This window comes from Niveispirillum sp. GW835-FHT14G11 (genome assembly GCF_058793615.1).
In genome coordinates this window covers 154,851-172,268 of the sequence record NZ_JBXAFZ010000015.1, presented here as the reverse complement: position 1 = coordinate 172,268, position 17,418 = coordinate 154,851, and the positions used below count along the sequence as shown (strand labels likewise).

General features: G+C 65.4%; 15 protein-coding genes. 14 read left to right on the top strand and 1 reads right to left on the bottom strand.

What is annotated here, in order from left to right; genetic code table 11:
- Window positions 1-109 precede the first annotated feature (109 nt).
- Entirely contained in the window at window positions 110-2,377 is a 2,268-nt protein-coding gene (locus tag AC1Q7F_RS25225; protein WP_492511308.1) for a glycosyltransferase family 4 protein, read from the top strand.
- Window positions 2,378-2,487: 110 nt separating this feature from the next.
- The gene (locus tag AC1Q7F_RS25220) at window positions 2,488-3,786 is read left to right on the top strand and encodes a glycoside hydrolase family 130 protein (protein ID WP_492511307.1); all 1,299 of its coding nucleotides are present in this window, start codon (window positions 2,488-2,490) and stop codon (window positions 3,784-3,786) included.
- A gap of 45 nt (window positions 3,787-3,831) precedes the next feature.
- Here the strand turns inward: AC1Q7F_RS25220 and AC1Q7F_RS25215 are convergent, their stop codons facing one another.
- Window positions 3,832-4,341 (bottom strand): YciE/YciF ferroxidase family protein, encoded by a 510-nt coding sequence (locus tag AC1Q7F_RS25215; RefSeq protein WP_492511306.1) that lies wholly within the window; start codon window positions 4,339-4,341, stop codon window positions 3,832-3,834.
- A 254-nt stretch (window positions 4,342-4,595) separates the two neighbouring features.
- Between AC1Q7F_RS25215 and AC1Q7F_RS25210 the strand changes: the two genes are divergently transcribed.
- The 12 genes from AC1Q7F_RS25210 to AC1Q7F_RS25155 all read left to right on the top strand — a co-directional run bounded on the left by AC1Q7F_RS25210 (window position 4,596) and on the right by AC1Q7F_RS25155 (window position 17,418).
- Window positions 4,596-4,796 (top strand): hypothetical protein, encoded by a 201-nt coding sequence (locus AC1Q7F_RS25210; RefSeq protein WP_492511305.1) that lies wholly within the window; start codon window positions 4,596-4,598, stop codon window positions 4,794-4,796.
- Window positions 4,797-4,809: 13 nt separating this feature from the next.
- Window positions 4,810-5,934 (top strand): glycoside hydrolase family 130 protein, encoded by a 1,125-nt coding sequence (locus AC1Q7F_RS25205; RefSeq protein ID WP_492511304.1) that lies wholly within the window; start codon window positions 4,810-4,812, stop codon window positions 5,932-5,934.
- 288 nt (window positions 5,935-6,222) lie between these two features.
- A complete protein-coding gene (locus AC1Q7F_RS25200; RefSeq protein ID WP_492511303.1) occupies window positions 6,223-6,795 on the top strand; it encodes a hypothetical protein in 573 nt (190 codons plus the stop codon).
- Window positions 6,710-7,534: a response regulator transcription factor gene (locus AC1Q7F_RS25195; RefSeq protein WP_492511302.1), complete on the top strand. Its 825-nt coding sequence runs from the start codon at window positions 6,710-6,712 to the stop codon at window positions 7,532-7,534. Before AC1Q7F_RS25200 ends, AC1Q7F_RS25195 begins: the two co-directional genes overlap by 86 nt.
- 79 nt (window positions 7,535-7,613) lie before the next feature.
- Window positions 7,614-9,041, top strand: a complete 1,428-nt coding sequence (locus AC1Q7F_RS25190; RefSeq protein WP_492511301.1) for a sensor histidine kinase — start codon at window positions 7,614-7,616, stop codon at window positions 9,039-9,041.
- Between the two features lie 445 nt (window positions 9,042-9,486).
- Complete coding sequence (locus AC1Q7F_RS25185) at window positions 9,487-10,371, top strand: CpsD/CapB family tyrosine-protein kinase (protein ID WP_492511300.1); 885 nt, start codon at window positions 9,487-9,489, stop codon at window positions 10,369-10,371.
- 172 nt (window positions 10,372-10,543) lie between these two features.
- Window positions 10,544-11,308, top strand: a complete 765-nt coding sequence (locus AC1Q7F_RS25180) for a sugar transferase (protein ID WP_492511299.1) — start codon at window positions 10,544-10,546, stop codon at window positions 11,306-11,308.
- A 23-nt stretch (window positions 11,309-11,331) separates the two neighbouring features.
- The gene (locus tag AC1Q7F_RS25175) at window positions 11,332-12,063 is read left to right on the top strand and encodes a polysaccharide biosynthesis/export family protein (RefSeq protein ID WP_492511298.1); all 732 of its coding nucleotides are present in this window, start codon (window positions 11,332-11,334) and stop codon (window positions 12,061-12,063) included.
- A 34-nt stretch (window positions 12,064-12,097) separates the two neighbouring features.
- Complete coding sequence (locus AC1Q7F_RS25170; protein ID WP_492511297.1) at window positions 12,098-13,579, top strand: GumC family protein; 1,482 nt, start codon at window positions 12,098-12,100, stop codon at window positions 13,577-13,579.
- On the top strand, window positions 13,576-14,289 hold the full coding sequence (locus AC1Q7F_RS25165; RefSeq protein ID WP_492511296.1) for a P-loop NTPase family protein: 714 nt from the start codon (window positions 13,576-13,578) through the stop codon (window positions 14,287-14,289). Before AC1Q7F_RS25170 ends, AC1Q7F_RS25165 begins: the two co-directional genes overlap by 4 nt.
- Window positions 14,286-15,536 (top strand): glycosyltransferase family 4 protein, encoded by a 1,251-nt coding sequence (locus AC1Q7F_RS25160; RefSeq protein ID WP_492511295.1) that lies wholly within the window; start codon window positions 14,286-14,288, stop codon window positions 15,534-15,536. Before AC1Q7F_RS25165 ends, AC1Q7F_RS25160 begins: the two co-directional genes overlap by 4 nt.
- Window positions 15,537-15,543: 7 nt before the next feature.
- Entirely contained in the window at window positions 15,544-17,418 is a 1,875-nt protein-coding gene (locus AC1Q7F_RS25155) for a glycosyl hydrolase family 28-related protein (protein WP_492511294.1), read from the top strand.

Genomic DNA, 17,418 nt, shown 5'->3' with positions numbered 1-17,418 from the left:
TGGCGATAAGGCCGCTATCGCAAAGGGCTATATCGGTTGTTTGCGGCCCTGTCGGGGAACCATACCGGTCCAAGAACGTTTTCGATGGGAAACCCTCGGAGGACCGGATATGCCGACGCCCCGCCACATTGCCCTGCTGGGCAACGCCCTTCCGCGCCGCTGCGGCATCGCCACCTTCACCGCCGATCTCTATACGGCGTTGAAGACCTCCGGTGGTCCGGAAGTCACCATCGATATCGTCGCCATGACAGACCCGGGACAATCCTATGATTATCCCGCCCATGTCCGCCACGAAATCCGCGAGGAGGTGGTCGATGACTATATCCATACGGCGGAGGCGCTGAACGAGGACGAGGTCGAGCTTGTCTGCGTCCAGCATGAGTTCGGCATTTTCGGCGGCGAGGCGGGCAGCCACCTGCTGCTGATGTTGAAGCGGCTGCGCATGCCGGTGGTCACCACCCTGCACACGGTGCTGGCCCATCCGAACGGCGAGCAGCGGCGGGTGATGCGCGAGGTGGCGGAACTTTCCGCCCGCGTGGTGGTGATGGCGGACATGGGTCGGCACCTGCTGCGCACCGTCTATGATGTGCCGGAGGAGAAGATCGCGGTCATTGCGCACGGGATCGACCGCTACGGCTTCCTGGAGACGGAGGATTTCAAGCGCAAGCTGGGTTATCTGAACCGGTCGGTCATCCTGACCTTCGGCCTCTTGTCCCCCAACAAAGGGCTGGAGACGGTGATCGACGCCCTGCCGGCGATCCTGGAGCGCCGAGCCGATGCGGCTTACGTCATCCTGGGCGCCACCCATCCCCACTTGCTTCGCCATGAGGGCGAGAAATATCGCGATCAGCTGCAGGAGCGGGCCCGCAATCTGGGTGTGGAGGGTGCGGTGTTCTTCGCCAACCAGTTCGTGGACCGTCCCACGCTGCTGGAATATGTCTCCATGGCGGATGTCTATGTCACGCCCTATCTGGATGCCGCGCAGATGACCTCGGGCACGCTGGCCCAGGCCTTTGGCATGGGCAAGGCCGTGGTGTCCACCCCCTATTGGCATGCGCGCGAACTGCTGGATGAGGGGCGCGGCGTGCTGGTGCCGTTCAGTGATGCGCAAACGACGGGGACGGCCATTGCCGACCTGCTGACCGATGACGGCACCCGCGATGCCATGCGGCGACGGGCCTATGAATATGGCCGCGACATGGCCTGGGACCGTGTCGCCGAACGCTATCACGGCATGTTCGAGGAGGTTCGGGCCCGCTGGCGGCCACCGCAGCGGCGCCAGCAGGCCCCCCGCCCCCGGCGCCTGCATGATCTGCCGGACCTGAACCTTAGCTATCTTCAGCAGATGAGCGACGATGTCGGGCTGTACCAGCATGCGGTCGGCCCTGTCCCGGACCGGTCGCACGGCTATTGCGTGGATGACAATGCCCGGGCCCTGCTGCTGGCCTGCACCCTGGCCGAACATACCGACATGCCGCTGCCAGATCTGATGGTGTCGCGCTACGCGGCCTTCATCCAGCATGCCTGGAACCCCGACACCCGCTATTTCCGCAATTTCATGGGGTTCAACCGGCAATGGCTGGAACCGCGCGGATCCCAGGACAGCCATGGCCGCACCCTGTGGGCGCTGGGCGAATGCGCGCGCAGCGACATCCATCCCGGCCGGCGTCTTTGGGCCCAGGACCTGTTCCGCCGGGCGCTGCCCACGGTGGAAGGGTTCGCGGCCACCCGTGCGCAGGTCTTCACCCTGCTGGGCCTGGATGCCTATTGCGCCGCCCTGCCGGGGGATGGCGAGGCGGCGTGCATGCGCGAGCTTCTGGCGACGAACCTGCTGACCCTGTTCCGCAGCAATGCCAGTTTCGACTGGTGCTGGTTCGAGGACGGGCTGTCCTATGACAATCCGCGCCTGAGCCAAGCCATGATCCTGTCCGGCCAGGCCCTGGGCAGCGCGGCGATGGTCGATGCCGGCCTGCAGTCGCTGCGCTGGCTGGCCGGGGTGCAGACCTCCCCCGCTGGCCTGTTCCGCCCGGTGGGATCGGACACGTTCGGCGACCTGCGGCAGCGGCCGCGCATCTTTGACCAGCAGCCGCTGGAGGCGGCGGCCATGATCGCCGCCTGCCATGCGGCGCATCAGGTAAAGCGCGAGCCCCTGTGGATGGAGGAGGCGTCGCGCGCCTTCGCCTGGTTCCTGGGTGCCAATGACCAGAACCTGCCCATGGTGGACGAGGATGGCGGGTGCCGCGACGGGCTGCGGCCGGAAGGGTTGAACCAGAACCGCGGTGGGGAGTCGGTGCTCTCATACCTGCTGTCCCTGGTCGATATGCGCCGTTTGTTGGAGGCGCAGGCCACGGCACCTGTGCGGATGCTCAGGGCTTGATGACTTTGCCCCAGGCGCCGCGCTGTTGAACCAAACCCGGCAAGCACATCTTGCCGGGTTTTGGTGTTTTTCCCTGAACCGCCCCATCCGACAGGAGAAGGAGGAGAAGAATGTCCCGGATACCCAGCCTGATCCGCCTGCCGCTGCAGCTGCGGCCGGACCCGTCACGCGTGGTCGTGCGGCCCTTCAAGCCGGCGACGGAGCCGCGTGACCTGAAATCCACCGACAAGACGCGGGCCAACCGCATCGTGGACCGGGTCCTGTCGCTTGACGCGGAGACGGCAACCACCCAGCTGACCGACGTGCTGGAGAATTTCCGGGGCCGGCACCGCCAGCTGCTGGAGATATTCGAGGAACGCGCCGACGAGATGGAGGAGGCGCTGGACAGTCACGACCCCTTCACACCCACGCAGCGCCAGCTGGTCGGCGCCTATTTCCTGCACGAATATTCGTTCGAAGCCTCCGCCCTGTTCAACCCGTCCATCGTGCGCCACCCCGACCAACGCGGGGTCATAGAAGGGGGATTGCGCTTCGTGATGAGCCTGCGGGCCGTGGGCGAGGGGCATATCTCCTCCCTCACCTTTCAGACGGGCGTGATCTACCCGGATGGGCGCATCCTGATGGATGCGAAATCGCAGCTGGCTTCCGTCCCCCGCGTCACCAACCGCCGGACCGGTCCGGACGGGGACGAGGTGGAACTGACCTTCCGGCCGCAGGATGATATCAGCGAGCGCGTGATCTTCCCCGTCACCAGTTCCCAGGCCAACGGGGTGGAGGATGCGCGTTTCGTTGAATTCATCGATGGCGGGCACAGAACCTATTACGCCACCTACACCGCCTATAGCGGCCATTCCATCCGAACGGAGCTGATGGAGACCCGGGATTTCGATACGTTCCGCATGTATCCGCTGCGGGGCGTGGCCGTGCGCAACAAGGGTATGGCGATGTTCCCGCGCCGGATCAACGGCCGCTATGCCATGATCGGGCGGCAGGACAATGAGAATCTGTATCTGATCCTGTCCGACGATCTGTACAGCTGGGACGATGGCCAGCCCATCCTGAAGCCGGCCTTCCCGTGGGAATTCGTGCAGATCGGCAATTGCGGCCCGCCGATCGAGACCGACTATGGCTGGCTGCTGCTGACCCATGGGGTGGGTGCCGTCCGGCGTTATGCCATCGGAGCCGTCCTGCTGGACAGGGACGATCCGGCCAAGGTGATCGGGCGGCTGAAGGAGCCGCTGCTGCGCCCCGAACAGTCGGAACGCTCGGGCTATGTACCCAATGTTGTCTATACCTGCGGGGCGATTCTGCACAACAAACAGTTGGTCATTCCCTATGGCATCGCCGACACCATCACCGGCTTCGTAACGCTGAACATCGACGAACTGGTTGCAGCAATGCAGGAGTAACGGAATAAAAAAGGGGGAGGTCGCGAACGGCCCCCCCCACCTTCCTTAAACCACCGCCGCGTGCGGGTTCAGCACACGTTCGGCCAGTTCGGTCAGCTTACGGTCGGTCGCCTCCTCCTCCTTCAGATTCTGCTGGAGAAGGGCGGCGCAGTCCGGGCGGCCCAGCCGGCGGGCCCAGGCGATCAGGGTGCCGTAGCGGGTGATCTCGTAATGCTCCACGGCCTGGGCGGCGGCGGCCAGGGCGGCGTCGAGCACATCCTTGTCATCGACCTCGCCGGCGATCTCGTTGCTTTCCTTGATGATGCCGTCGATGGCCGGGCATTCCACGCCCTTGACCTCCACCCCATGCAGCTTGAAGACCTGTTCCAGGCGCTGAATCTGGCCCTGGGTCTGCACCAGGTGGTTCTCGAAACTGGCCTTGAGGTCCGTGTCGGTGACCTTGGCGATCATCTTCGGCAGCGCTTTGACGATCTGGTTTTCAGCGTAGTAGATGTCGCGCAGGGTATGCACGAAGAGGTCATCCAGCGTGTGGATGTCGCGGGTGAACAAGCCCATGGTCCTGGCTCCTGTAGATGCATCCATTGACGATGAGGGTCGCGGGCAACTCTTTGCCGGCGATGGGAGCGGGGCCGCGCCCCATGGTCTCCACACAAGAAACACCGGATCGGCGCGATAGTTCCCCCCACCCGCCCTGAAATCGCCGAAATCACCGTTTGGGGGGCTCTGAGGAACATCAAGGTGTTTGGCATTGTTAGGAAATATGCATCCCCCCTGCCAAACGGCGGGGCCGGATCGAAAAGGAGAACAATATGCCGGACCCCACACCCGACCAGGACCCGCAAGTTTCCGAAGAACACCTGCGTATGAAGGACAATGGCCCGGTCAGGGCGTCCGTCCCGCCGGAACGCCAGGCCGTGGAAGTAAAGCCCATGCGCTATGTGCTGGGGGTCGGTCTCGCACTGGCCATTGCCGCCATGATCCTGGCCGCCATGCTGACCGGTGGTAACTGACAAGAGGCATTCCATGGCCTTTCCCGTCGACAAACTGATCCTGACGCCGAGGGATATCGACCTTTCCCGCTCACCCCTGGCCGGGCAGCTGGGGGTGGAAACCTATGTGCTGGGTGCCTTCAATCCCGGCCTGACGCGGTTGCCCAACGGCAATCTGCTGCTGATGGTGCGCATCGCCGAGGCATTGCGCGAACCGATCCGCGACGGCCATGTCCATGCCATCCGCTGGGACGGGACCAGGAATGGCTTCATGCTGGATGCCTGGAAGCTGGAGATGGTCGATACGGCTGACCCGCGCAAGTTCATGATCCATGGCGGCGGCTGGCGCACCATGGCCCTGACCTCGCTATCCTGGCTGCTGCCGGTGGAACTGAGCCCTGACGGGCTGGAACTGGTGGCCATTCATTACGAGCATGCCGTGGCGCCGCGGGGCAGCTATCAATGCTATGGGGTAGAGGACGCCCGCATCTCCAAGGTGGGTGATGAATATCTGATGACCACTTGTTCGGTCAGCCCGGAGCGGCATTCGACCACGCTCTACCGCTCCAGGGACGGGCTGCGCTGGACTTTCGACGACATCGTCCTGGACCATCAGAACAAGGACATGCTGATCTTCGAAGGCAAGATCGGCGCCAATTATTGGGCGCAGACGCGGCCGCTCGGCGATCTTTATTTCGCCTATCCACCCGACAGCCCCTGGCGGGCCGGGCCATCGATCAATCTGGCCACCTCGCCCGATGGAAGGCACTGGAAGCCGCATCGGGAGCCGGGCATCCGCCCGCAATCGGGTACCGTCGCCACGGCGCGCATCGGCGGTGGGGCTCCGCCGATCCTGACCGACGAAGGCTGGCTGACCCTGTGGCACGGGGTGGAGCCGAAGGAGATCGTCGGTATCTACCGCACCTACTGGTCGCTGCTGGACGCCAAGGACCCGGCGCGCATCCTGCACAGCCCGGCAGAACCGCTGCTGGAGCCCAATCCGGAACTGACCCGGCCGCTTGATCATCTGCTTTATATCCGCGATGTGGTGTTCACCACGGGCATCGTTGATGGCGGGGACCATTATATCGTGGCCTCGGGCGAAGCCGATCTGGCCTGCCGCATCACCTATATCCCCAAGCGGACCTTCACCCTGTAAGCGGTGCGATTCCCGACCATGTCAGCGCCCGGCAAGAACAGTGGCGGATGGTTCGGGAATGATGCAATTTCCCATTCGAAAACGATGCAATAATGAAACTGGTTCCATATATGTCACGGAATTTTCGTTAAAATCCACGCTCAGCCGAAGATGAAGCAGCCACAAGTCACCCAGTGGAAGTAATCACCATGGCCGAAAGGTCGTTTTTACTCACCATTCCGTATCATACCCCCATTTCACCCGTGCCTGGATGCAGTTTCGGGCGCCATCATCCGCCGGGAGCGCCTGTTGCTGAGCCAGGGCGGTTCCATGCGAAAGGAAGCGGATATGTCGTCGGCCGTGATGGCTCGGTTTCGGAACTGGATCTGCGGAGGGCTGCTGCTGTCCCTGACGGGATGCGCCTATCTCGGCGGCAAGGAAGATGCCAAGCGCGCCCCGCCCGCCACGTCCACGCCCCAGGCCGCCGCCCGTGCAGCACCAGAGCCGGCCCCCAGCACGCCCGAACCGCGCAAGCCAGCCAAGCGCACCGCCCCCACCCGTCAACAGCCGTCAGCGCCACCGCCCGTCGATATCACGCCGCAACCGGCAAGCCTGCAACCGATCGGGCTGAATGAAGAAGCACTGCAAAAACTGCTGGGCCAACCCAGCACCATCAGGGACGAAATGCCTGCCAAGGTCCTTTCCTTCCGCCGCAGCGGGTGCGCGTTGAACCTGACGCTCTATCCGGATGTCGAGACGCGCACCTTTCGCACCCTGTCCTACGAGGTGACCAGCGATGATCACGACGAACGTACAGCAAAGCTATGCCACGCCCGGTTCGGCCTGCCCGCCGACGGCGCTAACGTCGCAGCCCGCCGATAGAAGGACCGGCGAACACGGGCTCCGGCTGGCGCTGGTCGATGATGACGATGATTTCCGCGAGGTAGTGGGGGCGGAACTGGAGGATCACGGCTTCTCCGTCACCAGTTTCCCGGATGGCCCACCGCTTTTGGAGCATCTGGCCGACGGCAACGCGCCCGACATCATCATCCTGGACTGGAATCTGCCCACCACCAGTGGTGCCGACCTGCTGCCACAGTTGCGCCGGCGGGGCATCAACATCCCGGTCATCATCCTGACGGCGCAGTCCGGCACCAGCTATGAAATGACGGCGCTGGAACGCGGCGCCCTGGATTTCATCGACAAGTCGCGCGGCGTGCCTGTGCTGGCCCGGCGCGCGCGCCTGATCGCGGAGGCGGCCAAGCACCCGCCCGGCGTGCCGGCGGAGGAGGTGGTGGAGCATGGCGCCCTGCTGCTGAAGCCCCGCCTCAGCCGGGCCTTCTGGCGTGGAACCGATGTCGATCTGACGGTCACAGAGTTCAACATCGTCCAGCGGCTGGTCAATCACGCCGGCGACCATGTGACCTATCGGGCCATTTATGACTGCGTGCATCGCAGCGGCTTCATCGCGGGGAGCGGCGAAGATGGATACAGAACAAATGTCCGATCCTCAGTCAAACGCATCCGCAATAAATTCCGCGCCATCGATCCCGGATTCGAGGAAATCGAGAATTTCGCCGCCTTCGGCTATTGCTGGAAGAACCCACCGACACCGGCTTGAGGCGTGGTGGCGGCAGTGCGTCCAAGCGCTGTCGTCGCTGAGCTTCAAGCTGGTCCTGCTGCTCGGAATCTTCATCGCCTTGCCCGTCATCCTGTATGGGCAGTTCGAGGAGGCCGACAGGCAGAGCCGCGCCCTGGTCGCCGACAGCCTGCGCCGCAATGGCTGGCTGGTCGCCCAGGCGCTGTCCGCCCGGTTGGAACAGCGGGAGGATATGCCGCCTTCCGAACTGAACGCCATGCTGGCCACGTTCGCGGACGCGGATACCAGCCTGCGCCTGATGTTCCAGCCCCGGATGGGCGGGGCAGCGGGCAGCTTCTTCTTCGTGGCCTCGGCCCCGCGCGTGCCGGCCGATCAGATGGGGGCGGACCTGGACCTGCTGGGCCGCCACGGCATCCTGCAATCGCTGGGCGAAAGCTGTTCCTGGGACAAACCGGTGGAAATCCGCTATCGCCAGATGGATGGGGTGGAGGAGATCCTGACCTCCGTGATCCCCATCCAGGGACGGCGCGGCTGCTGGGTGCTGGTGTCGGCCGACAATAGTTCCGCCCTGCTGAGCACGGCATTCGGGCGCCCCTATTGGCAGACCGACAATGTGCGGATGGCGGCGCTGATCTATCTGGTGTTCGCCGGGCTGGCGCTGCTGGTGGCATTGCGCATGCGCAGCGCCTTGCGCCATTTCCGGCGCGTGGCGGGCGACATCCGCCGCAGCGGGGCCGGGGCCGCCACCTTCGCCGCCCGCAACCCTCTGCCCGAAATGGCCCCGGTGGCGCGGGAGTTCGACCGGCTGGTGGGCGATCTGCACCGTGCGGCCGCCAATATCCGCAGCACGGCGGAGGAGAACGCCCATTCGGTGAAGGCGCCGCTGGCCGTGATCCGCTCAGCCCTGCAACCGCTGAAGGCCGTGGCGCCCAAGGCGGACCAGCGGTCGCAGCGGGCGCTGCAATTGATCGAAACGGCGCTGGGCCGCCTGTCGGCCCTGATCTCCGCCGCGCAGCGCCTGGGCAACGACACGGCCGATTTCATCGAGGCGCCAAAACTGCCCATCAACCTGACGCATGTGGTGGCCGACGCGCTGCACAATGCGCGCGACATCTCGCTGGACCGGCATATCCGCTTCATCCGGCAATTGGATGAGAATGTCCGTGTTCTGGCGCCTGACGGCATCCTGGACATCATCGTGGAAAACATCCTGGACAATGCTGTGGGCTTCTGCAAAGCCGGCGGCACCATCAGCACAACACTGACCCGGACCGCGACCCGGGTTGACCTGATCATCGATGATGAGGGGCCGGGTATAGACCCCGCCAAGATCGACCATATTTTCGACCGCAATTTCTCCTTCCGCCCCGCCGGCACGGGCCCATCGGCAAGCGAGCCGTCGCATGCAGGATTGGGCCTGTGGATCGTGCGCCATCATATCGAGGCGCTGGGCGGCACGGTCGAAGCCTCCAACCGTTCGTCCGGCGGTTTGCGTATGCATGTGTGTTTGCCGCGGAATAATTGGTGATCGGAGCATACCATTGGGCACCGATGCTCCCCGCCCTATCTACCGTCACCCCGGCGAAGGCCGGGGCCCAGTGAAGCGGCGATAGCCGCGGCATGAGTCATGTTGGCGCTGACCGCGCCTTACGCTGGGCCCCGGCTTTCGCCGGGGTGACGGTGGATATCGCAGGCAACCCTGCAGCCCAAACCTTCGCAGAAGCCTCCGCCCAGTGGCCAAGTCGCCTTACACGGACACAGCATGGTCACTGGCAGCCGCCACCTTGGTCACGCACTCTGACCCTGGTGGCGGGAAACGGGAGGCCCGGCCACGAAAGCCGGCGGTACGCCCAGGCGTGCCGGACGGATGATGATACCGCCCCTCCCCCGCCCGGAACCGGATGTGCGCCATTGCCTCCCCCCTTCGTGGCGGCGACGTGGCAGACCGCCGCAGTCCCCCGCCCAAGCCTGAGATGACGGCATCGTCAGGGCGCTTGCGTCTGCCGGCTGTTGCCGCGATTGCCTTGCTGTCCGGCCTTGGCGCTGGAGGGTGGCTGGATGTCACCGTCGGTGTGGTCGGCGGGGTGGCGGTGCTGCTGGCCGGCCTGCGGCTGTCGCGCGGCCCCAGGGGGCCCCGTGATTTCCAGCGGCCCGACGAGATCGAGGCCGCCACCGACCTCAGCGTCATGGCCTCGCTGCCCGAACTGCCCGATGCCGACACGGCCATGGCCCAGGCGCTGCGCGATCCGGCCAGCCCCCTGGCCGGCAGCTTGCGCAGGCTCTACACCACCCTGCTGGCCACCAGCCCGGCCGGCCCGCCCTTGACGGTGGCTTTGGGATCGGCGGAGGCCGGGGAAGGACGGTCGCTGCTTGCCGCCACCTTGGGCCGCCTGCTGGCCAGCCGGGGGCACCGCGTGCTGTTGATCGATGCCGACTGGCGCCATCCCGACCAGCACCGGTTGTTCCAGGTGCCGAACGTGCAGGGGCTGGCGGAACTGCTGAGCCCCCGCCCGCCGGGGCTGGACGAGGTGGTGCGTACCGACCCTGTCTCCGGCCTGGACCTGATCACGGCTGGTGTCGGGCGGCTGGGGGTAAGACGCCTGCTGTCCGATCCCATGAAACGCCTGCTGTCGGACCTGACCGGCAGTTATGAACTGGTGCTGATCGACCTGCCGCCCGTGCTGGCGGCCACTGACGTGCTGCTGCTGTCGCGGGTCGTGGACCGCATCCTGTTTGCCATCCGCTGGAAGCACACGCGGCGCGGACGGGCCATCGGTGCCCTGACCCGCCTGCGCAAGGTCCGCGGCCAGGTGGCCGGCATTGTCCTGACCCGCGTGGGAGCGGACACAACTTCCTAGGCTTTGATGCGGTGCAACATGCGCCGGCCACAGATTGACCACAGGCCGAAACTTCGTGCCCGTTGTTATGGTCATGAAAGTCAAGAAGGACGCAAACAACCAATAGTACCGGCAACTTGCGAATGTATTCGCAGGTAATGGCTGCGCTCAACCTCAGATGATGGAGTGCATCATGGCACCGCAATCCCTTACCGGCACCTTCCAGCGTCAAACTGTGCTGACCGGGTCGGCCCATTCAGGCCGCGGCTATGACTGGCATCGCCTTCACGCGGCCGCCATCGACCAGCGCCAGACCCGCGAGCCCCGGACACGGACGCTGCGCGAACCGGCGACCCGGATCAGCAAGCGGATGTTCGATATTGCAGCGGCGGGAACGCTGCTGGCGCTACTGTCGCCAATGTTCCTGATCCTGGCCGTGATGGCCAAGCGCGATGGCGGGCCGATGCTGTTTGGCCATCGCCGCATCGGCGCACGGGGCCAGCCCTTCAAATGCTGGAAATTCCGCACCATGGTGCCCAATGCCGAGGCCGTGCTGGCGCGCCTGCTGGCCACCGACCCGAAGGCCCGCGAGGAGTGGGAGCGCGATTTCAAGCTGCGCGATGATCCCCGCGTCACGAAGATCGGCCGTTTCCTGCGCACCACCAGCCTGGACGAGCTGCCGCAACTGCTGAACGTGCTGGCCGGCGACATGAGCCTGGTGGGCCCGCGCCCCATCGTCCAGGACGAGGTGCGCCGCTATGGCGCCGCCTTCCACGATTATATACGCTGCCGCCCCGGCATCACCGGCATGTGGCAGATCAGCGGCCGCAACGACACCGGATATGGCGAGCGCGTGGCGCTAGACAAGGAATATGCCCGCAACTGGACCTTTCTGTCCGATCTGCGTGTTCTGCTGAAAACGCCCTCCGTCGTGCTGCGCCGCGATGGCGCGTATTGAGCAACGGACACAATGGTGACGCCATGCCGACGCCCAAGAACATAACAAGATTATCCGTGGCGCTGCTGCTGGCCGGACCGCTGGGCGGCTGCGCGCAGCGGCAGGCCAACCTGCCGCCCGCCCCCCAGGTCGCAACCCCGGTGGCCGGCAATGCTGCCACGCTGCCGGGATACAAGGTGCAGGTCGGCGATATGCTGCATGTGCGCCTCTACCTTAATCCCGAGCTGAACGAGGAGGTGGTGGTCCGCCCCGACGGCATGATCTCCACCGCCATCGCCGAGGATGTGATGGCCTATAACCGGGCGCCATCGGAGATTTCTGCCACGCTGCGCGAGAAATACCGCGCGCTGCTGAGCGATCCGCAGATCACCGTGATCGTCCATACTTTCGCGCCCAACCGCGTCTATGTGGCGGGCGAAGTGGGAACCCCCGGCGAATTCATCACCGTAGGCCCCAACCTCACCGTTAGTCAGGCCGTGGCGCGGGCCGGCGGCGTGAAGCTCTCCGCCTCGCGGGAGAATATCTTCATTCTGCGCCGGGGTGAAGGCGACAAGCCGGAAGCGCTGGCCGTGGATTACATGTCGGTCATCTCCGGCAAGAACCCCGCCGCCGATGTCCGGCTGGCCCAGTATGACGTGGTCTATGTGCCCCGCACGGGGGTCTATGAGGCCTATACGTTCTGGAATCAGTTCGTGCAGCAGTTCGTGCCCTTCAACTGGGGCTTCACCTACAACATCAATCCTTCGAACAATTGAAGGTGATGTCAGTCCCTCCCGCCGGAGAAGGCCGATGTACGCGACAGCGCTCCCCCACGGCATCCTGATCACCATCTGCAAGCGCTGGCGGCTGTTCATGGCCGTGTTCCTTTGCGTCATGCTGATGGGCGTCGTTTACCTGACCTTCGCCACCCGGAAATATGAATCCGTGGCCGAGCTAGTGGTCACCTTCGGCCGCTGGTCGGCGCCGGAGGTGGAGCGCGGGCCGGCCACCGAACTGACCCCGTCGGACCGGCGCGAGATCGTGCTGGCCCACGCCGCCATCCTGCACAGCCACGATCTGGCCCGCGCCACGATCGAGGCGGTGGGCCTTGCCAGTGTCTATCCCGACCTGGCCGAGGAGCCGCCGTCCAGCGGCACGGCCATGGACGCCGCCGTGCGCCGCCTGCAGGATGATCTGGCGGCAGAAGTCGGCGCGCAGGACAATATCATCACCCTGTCGCTGCGCCATCCCGACAAGCAGATGGTGCCCAAGCTGGTGCGCAAGCTGATCGACCTTTATGTCGGCCGCCAGACCCAGATCTATCACAACCCGCATGAGGGTTTCCTGGCCAGCGAGGTGCGTCAGGCCGGCGAGCAGCTGACCACGGCGCAGACCACGCTGGAGACGTTCAAGGACCAGTGGCGGATCAGTTCCTTCGACCGCGAGGTGGAGGATCTGCTGGCCCAGCGCGGCGAGCTGGATACCAGCCTGCACGCCGCGCGCGCAGCATTGGCCCAGTCGCAGGAACGCAAGCGCGGCCTGGAACAGCTGATGCAGAAAGTGCCGGAAAAGGTGCCGGAGACCGCCAATGGCGAGAAATACCGGGCGCTGGACGAGGCCCAGTCCCGGCTGCTGGAACTGAAGATGAAGCGCAGCCAGATGGTCGCCACCTATAATCCCGACGGGCCGGCCATGGCAGCCCTGAAGGCCGGCATCGCGACGGCGGAGAAGGAAGTGGCGGCGCGGCGCAACGAGCTGGAGCGCCGGTCGGCCACCACCACCAACAGCGTCTATCAGACCTTGCAGACCGATTATCTGCGCGCCAGCGCTGACGTGGAGGGCAATGCCCAGCCCGTGGCAATCCTGGGCGGGCAGATCGCGGCGCTGGATCAGCGTCTGGCGGAACTGCGGAGCAACCGCGGCACGTTCGACAATCTGGTGCGGGAATACCAGATCAAGGAGGAAGCGTACCGGTCGCTGTCGATGCAGCATGCCAATGCCCGCGTCAAAGGCAACCTGAACGACGAGCGGATTTCCCCCGCCGCCGTGATCAGCGAGCCGACCCAGCCCTATCGCACGGTGCGCCCGCGTGGCCTGATCACGCTGCTCGCCTGCCTGGTCGGTGGTGCCATCCTGGCCACCATCGCCGTGCTGATGCGCGAGGCCCGCGACGACCGATTCACCACGGCCGAACAGGTGGTCTATCTGCTGGACCTGCCGGTCCTGGCCAGTTTCGAACGTCAGCCGCATCGCCCGCCCCTGCAATTGATGGCTCTCGGAGATGCAAAATGACAAAGCTGAACATTGCCCCGGAACCGTTCCACGAGCCGCCCCCGCCCTGGGTCGATCACCCGGTCCGGGAGGTTGACTGGCCCGTACCGGAGGACCTCACCATGGTCGACCTGATCGAGCTGTATCTGGAGGTGGATGCCGTCCTGTCCACGGACCGCGGCATGGCCATCCAGTTCCTGGCCGCATCCGCCGGCCCCGGCGCGTCGGAGATCGCGCTGGATATGGCCTGGGCCGCCAGTTCCATCCTGGGCAAGCGGATGCTGGTCCTGAACTGCACGCGCCAGCCTTGGACGCCCTGGCCCCAGGCGGCGGCCGACACCGGCGAGGGCGGCGTGGTCCGCGCGCTGGCCCGCCAGCCGGAACTGATGAAGATCCCCGATCATGAGATGTACATGGCCGATCTTCGCGCCTGGTCCGGCCGCAATGTCACGTCGGCCCGGTCGGACGAGATCGCCGGCCAGATCGATGATTTCTGCCGGCATTTCGACATGGTCATTGTCGTGGCCCCGCCCGCGGACGCCGAACCGCTGGGCGCCATCCTGTCCGGCCATGTCGATGGCAATATCGTGGTGATCGAGGCGGAGCAGACCCGCCGGTCCTCCGCCATCCGGCTGCGCGAGCTGCTGGCCCGCTGCAACCGGCCCATCCTGGGTGCCGTGCTGCACGACCGCCAGAACCATATGCCGGGCTGGATGGCCCAGCTGCTGTGACGAGGGCCGTCCCCTTACACATCATGGTGGTGAACAATCTCTACCCGCCGCTGATGGCCGGCGGGGCGGAGCGTATCGTCGCCTTTCTGGCTGAAGGGCTGGTGACGCGCGGGCACAAGGTGACAGTGGTGTCCACCTGCGGGCCGGAGATGGAACCCTATCCGGTGAAACACCAGAACGGGGTGGAGGTGATCCGCTTCTTCCCGCCCAATTTTTACTGGTCGTTCCAGCGCTCCCTGAAGCCGGGGCCGAAGAAATGGCTGTGGCATGCCAAGGATGCCTGGAACCGGGCGGCGGCCGACAGGCTGGGCGCTATCCTGGACCGGGATCGGCCCGACATCATGCACACCCACCTGATCGATGGTTTCTCCGCCGCCATCTGGGCGCGGGCAAGGCAGGAGGACGTGCCCGTGATCCACACGGCGCATGATTACCACCTGCTGTGCCCCCGCGCCTTCATGCTGACGGCGGATTGGAAGCTGTGCACCCGGCCGCGTGCCCATTGCCGGCTGTTCCGCCACTGGCACATCCGCACCACCCGCCATGTCGACCTGTTCGCCAGCCCGTCGCGTTTCCTGCTGGAGATGCACCAGCGGGCCGGGCTGCAGGCGGGGGCCGGCACAGTGGTGCATAACGGCATCCCCCTGCCCCCTGACGCCGTCGATATCCGCCGCCAGCGCCCGCCGGAGGCGCGCCAGCGTTTCTTGATGCTGACCCGTCTGACGGTGGAGAAGGGGGTGGAGACGGTGCTGGACGCGATGGCCCGCCTGCCCGCCGACCTGCCCGTGGAACTGGCCATCGCCGGCAAGGGCGTGCTGGAGGACCGGGTGCGGGCGGCAGTGGCGGCCGATCCGCGCATCCGCTATCTGGGTTTCCTGGACGGACCTGCCAAGGCCGAGGCGCTGGCGCGGGCCGGCCACCTGCTGCTGCCGTCCCTCTGGTATGAGAATGCGCCGGTGACCATCGTGGAGGCCGCCGCCTATGGGCTGGGTCTGGTGGGCAGCGAAATCGGCGGCATCCCGGAATTCGTCGAACCGGGCCGTACCGGCTTCCTGTTTCCTCCCGGCGATGCGGGTTCCCTGGCGGCGATCATGACGCGTCTGGCCCGCGATCCGGACGCCCTGCCCCTGCTGCCCGACGCTTCGGCGGCATTGGCGCAACGCTTCAGCCTGGAGCGCATGATTGATGATTATGAACGGCATTATCTGGCGCTTACGGGTGCCGGCATGGCGGTGGCGGCGGAATAGCCGCGCATTGTCCCTCATCATCCTGATGCTGCTGCCTGTGGGCGGTGCCATCGCGGAAACCTATCCGGCCGACAGCAGCGCCCTGAACGTGCGCAATTTCGGGGCGCGCGGCGACGGGCGCACCGATGATACCGCTGCCTTCCTGGCGGCGCTGGCGGCCAGCGGCGGCGATACCGGCACCCTGTTCTGGCAGGATAAGGTCGTGTTCGTGCCCGACGGCACCTATCGCCTCTCCGCCCCGCTGGTGAAGCGCTATGCCAATGGCAATTTCGGGTCGGGCTTCGTCCTGATCGGGCAATCGGAAACCGGCACGGTGCTGAAGCTGGCCGACAATGCGCCCGGTTATGGCGATCCGCAGCGCCCGCAGGCGGTGATCTTCACGACGTCGAAGCTGTTGCGCGGCGGGGCGGCCGATGGCGGCAAGGATTATCTGGGACGCGGCGAAGGCAACGACGCCTATATGAATTTCGTGGAGAACATGACCATCGATGTCGGCGCTGGCAATCAAGGTGCCGTGGCCATCGATTATCTGGGCAACAATACCGGTGCCATCCGCCATGTCACGCTGAAGGCCGGTCCGGGCAGCGGCACCGTCGGCCTGTCCATGACCCGCAAATGGCCGGGCCCGACCCTGGTGCGCAACCTGACCATCGACGGGTTCGCCACCGGCATTGCCACCGCGCAGACCGAATATGGCCTGACCTTCGAACATATAAAACTACGCAACCAGACGCAGGCCGCCATCGCCAACAGCCAGAACGCCCTGACCATCCGCAACCTGGTGGTGGAAGGCCCCGCCCCCGCCATCATCAACAGCGGCGACAAGGCTTTCCTGGCCATCGAGGGCGGGACGGCCCCCGTGCCGGGCCTGACCGCCCTGATCCGCAATGACGGGTTCGTCAGCGTGCGCGGCCTGTCACTGGCCGGCAATGTCCAGAACGGTATCCTGCAGGGCCGCAGCAACTGGCAGACGGCAACAGCACCGGTCTGGCGCACGCCGTTGGAGGATGCACCCGCCACACCGGAAGCACCGGCCGACCAATGGGTCAGCGTGGCCCGGTTCGGCGCCACGGGCGACCCGGCGCAGGATGCGACACCGGCGCTCCGCGCCGCCTTCGCCTCGGGTGCTGCCACCATCTATCTGCCCACGGGCACCTATTCGCTGAGCGACGTGGTCGATGTGCCGGCTGGCCTGGTGCGGATCGTCGGCATGAATTCCACCATCCGCATCCTGAACCGCAAGCCCACCTTCCTGCGCTCCACCGGCATGTTCCGCGCGGCCACGGCGGGCCAGCCCTTGTTCGTGGAACGACTGGCCTTCGACAATACCAACCTGGGCGAACAGGTGGCGATTGAGTTGTCGGGCCCGCGCGATATCGTCATGCGCGACATTGTCACCGCCGGCACCACCATGCTGGACCGCAAGGTCGGCGGCGGCAAGGCGTTCCTGGAGAATATGTGCTGCGGCCTGCTGCGCATCACCGGCGCCCAGCCGGTCTTCGCCCGGCAGTTCAACAGCGAGGGCACGACCACCCGCATCATCAATCGCGGCAGCCCGCTGTCGATCCTGGGGCTGAAGACCGAAGGGGTGTGCACGGTGCTGGATAATCGCGAGGGTGCGCGCAGCGATATTTTCGGCGGGCTGGTCTATGTGGTGCGCGACGGGGCACCGGCGACGGTGCCGACCTTCATCAACAACAATTCCTGGCTGTCGGCCAGCTTCATCGAAGAATCGCTGCGCACGGGCAGCCGGTACGAGGTCTATGTCGGCCGCGACGCCACGGCCGGCATGACCAGCACTCTGCGCGCCGCCATCCCCGTTTCGGGCTTCCCGCAGCGGGGCTATGGGCGGTTCATTCCCAACCTGGTAGATGTGCCGTAG